The organism is Mesorhizobium sp. M0800 (assembly GCF_040320095.1).
Classification (GTDB): Bacteria; Pseudomonadota; Alphaproteobacteria; order Rhizobiales; family Rhizobiaceae; genus Mesorhizobium.
In genome coordinates, this window is record NZ_JAMYOZ010000072.1 from 1 (window position 1) to 2,644 (window position 2,644).

The window sequence follows — 2,644 nt, forward strand, 5'->3', positions numbered from 1 at the left end:
TGTGAAGGATTGCGGATGCCGGCCTTCTGCGAGAGGCGCCGTGCGCCGGGGCCGGCGTCCGGAAGCCTCCAAGGAAGGAACCCGCGGGATGCAGATCGCGGTCTCGGGTCTATGGGGATTTGACGGTTTCGCTTGGGCCGCTGTGGCCTCTGCGATGCGCCTGGCGGTTGGGATCGATGACGTCGACGGGCGAGCACGGCTTGCCTGGCCCGTGCATGCGGCGGTTTGGCGGTTGAAGAGCGGGCGATTTCGCCATGTTCGGCGGTATTTCCCGACCCATGAAGCTCAGGCGCACGCAGCCGTCCATCCGCCGACGGTGAGGTTCTTCGGCGGGCTGGAGCAGCGGTGGGCGGTTCGCGGTCATGGCGTCTTGGTGCTGTTGGCGAAGCCGGAGGATGGCGGCGCGCGGGCGTCGTTGCCGCGCCCGAAGGTTTCGATGACGATCATGTGGCCGCCGCAGCACGGACATGGCGGCCGCCAATCGGTCGGCGCAGCCGCTTCGGCAGTGTCGCCCGTTTCGCTGCGTTCGGCATCGGGCTGGCGGGCGGCGAGCAGTTGGCGAGCGCGCGCGATGTTGGCCTTGCGGCCGGCGCTGGCAAGCAGACCATAGTGGCGGATGCGGTGGAAGCCTTTTGGCAGGACGTGGAGCAGAAAGCGGCGGAGGAACTCGCTCGGTTCGAGCGTCATGGTCCGGTAGCGCTCGCTGCCGCTGCGGCGGTAGTTCTTGAAGCGGAACGTCACGCCCGCCTCGTCGAGCGCGATCAGCCGGCTGTTAGAGATCGCGACGCGGTGGGTATAGCGGGATAGATATGCCAGCACCGCCTCGGGTCCCGCGAAGGGCGGCTTGGCATAGACGAACCAGTTCTTCCTTCTGAGCGGCGCCAGGAAGGCAGCAAAGGCGCGACGATCGCCGAGGCCGGCATGATCGCCGAAGAACTTCAGCCGACCGGCGGCATGGGCCTCAGGGAGCTTCGCCAGGAAGAGCCGCCGGAACAGTTTTGAGAGCACACGCACCGGCAGGAGGAAGCCGGGCCGGCAGGAGACCCACCGTTCTCCATCCAGAGAGATACCGCCGCCGGGCACGATCATGTGGACGTGCGGGTGGTGGGTCATCGCCGAGCCCCAGCTATGGAGCACGGCGGTGATGCCGATGCGGGCGCCAAGATGCCTGGGATCGGTGGCAATCGTGAGCATGGCCTCGGAGGCGGCGCGGAACAACAGGTCGTAGATCACGGCCTTGTTCTGATAGGCGATGTCAGCGATCTCGGCCGGCAGCGTGAAGACGACATGGAAGTAGCCGACCGGCAGCAGATCGGCTTCGCGCGCGGCGAGCCAGTCCCTTGCCGCCGCGCCTTGGCATTTGGGACAGTGGCGGTTGCGGCACGAGTTGTAGGCGATTTGGCTGTGGCCGCAGTCCTCGCACGCCTTGACGTGACCGCCGAGGGCTGCGGTGCGGCAGGCCTCGATCGCCGACATCACCTTCATCTGGCCGAGGCTGAGATGGCCGGCATGGGCCGCACGCCATGCGGCGCCATGGCGATGGAAGACGTCTGCGACCTCCAGCGACGGGCGGCGCACCGCCGCCGGGTCAGGCGTCCGGTCTCGTCTCGTCCTCTGCGAACAGCCTGATCCGGTCGAGCGGGCTCATCACGGCGCGGATGGTTTTGGTGGCGACGCGGGCGTAGAGCGCGGTCGTGTCAAGTTTGGCATGCCCGAGCAGAACTTGAATCACGCGAATGTCGACGTCCTGCTCCAGCAGATGGGTGGCGAAGCTGTGGCGCAGCGTGTGCGGCGTCACCCGCTTCCTGATCTCGGCCGCTTCAGCGGCGGCATGGACGGCGCGGTTCATCTGCCGCGTGGAGAGCGGCGTGACCGGATTGCGACCCGGAAACAGCCAGCCCCGCGGCAGCATCACGCCGCGGCGTTTGCCCTCCCGCCACCAGGCCCGCAAGAGTTCGAGCAGTTGCGGCGACAGCATGGCGTGGCGATCCTTGCGGCCCTTGCCCTGTTCGACGCGGATCAGCATGCGGGTGCTATCGATGTCGGTCACCTTGAGCGCCACGATCTCGGAGACCCGCAGCCCCGCTCCATAGGCGGTGCCGAGGGCGGCCTTGTATTTGGGACCGGGTGCCGCTTCGAGCAGCCGTGCGACCTCCTCGACGCTCAGCACCAGCGGCAGCTTACGCGGCCGATGGATGACGGTGAGGCGGCGGGAAAGATCCGGCCGGTCGAGCGTCACCGTGAAGAAGAAGCGCAGCGCCGAGACCGCGCTGTTGATGCCTGGCGGCTGCATGCCGGTCTGCATCTGGTGCAGCTGGAAACGGCGAAGATCCTCAGCCGTCGCCGTATCGGGTGAGCGGCCGATGAAGGCCGCGAACAACTTCACGCAACGGATATAGTCACGGCGCGTATCCTCCGTGAAGCCGCGCACGCTCATGTCTTCGATCATGCGCTCGCGAAGCGCGCTGCCGGATGGATGCGACAGATCGGGGGTCATCGGATGCTCCTCTCAAGCTGAAGGTTGACCCTTCATGCTCGGAGGCGGATGGCCGCCTGTCACCTCTGATCAAATACAGCCTCACCGGCGCTGCCGACGAAGCGTCAGCCTCGAAACCCGCGCCCTCCCGCGCGAGCGGGTTAGTTC

2 protein-coding genes are annotated in these 2,644 nt (G+C 66.9%); both read right to left on the bottom strand.

The features are described from left to right. Window positions 1–360: 360 nt before the first annotated feature. Window positions 361–1,578, bottom strand: coding sequence for an IS91 family transposase (locus NKI18_RS33220; protein ID WP_352622751.1), 1,218 nt, complete (start codon window positions 1,576–1,578; stop codon window positions 361–363). Window positions 1,579–1,588: 10 nt separating this feature from the next. Continuing rightward, entirely contained in the window at window positions 1,589–2,497 is a 909-nt protein-coding gene (locus tag NKI18_RS33225) for a tyrosine-type recombinase/integrase (protein ID WP_352622752.1), read from the bottom strand. Window positions 2,498–2,644 lie beyond the last annotated feature (147 nt).

What these genes read in the sequence shown, in the direction of transcription:
- NKI18_RS33225 (WP_352622752.1), bottom strand. Translation starts at nt 2,497, where the DNA reads ATGACCCCCGATCTGTCGCATCCATCCGGCAGCGCGCTTCGCGAGCGC.